Annotated in this window: 1 protein-coding gene; it reads right to left on the bottom strand. The window is 54.2% G+C overall.

What is annotated here, in order from left to right; genetic code table 11:
- The coding region (locus OGX67_RS00425) for an IS1 family transposase (protein ID WP_218165065.1) at nucleotides 1–201 on the bottom strand (201 nt) is incomplete at both ends.

Below are 201 nucleotides of genomic sequence, written 5' to 3' on the forward strand. Positions count from 1 at the left end.
TGTCATGCAGCTCCACCGATTTTGAGAACGACAGTGACTTCCGTCCCAGCCTTGCCAGATGTTGTCTCAGATTCAGGTTATGTCGCTCAATGCGCTGAGTGTAACGCTTGCTGATAACGTGCAGCTTTCCCTTCAGGCGGGATTCATACAGCGGCCAGCCATCCGTCATCCATACCACGACCTCAAAGGCCGACAGCAGGC

The organism is Citrobacter sp. Cf118, assembly GCF_030334095.1.
GTDB classification, from domain to species: Bacteria; Pseudomonadota; Gammaproteobacteria; order Enterobacterales; family Enterobacteriaceae; genus Citrobacter; species Citrobacter freundii.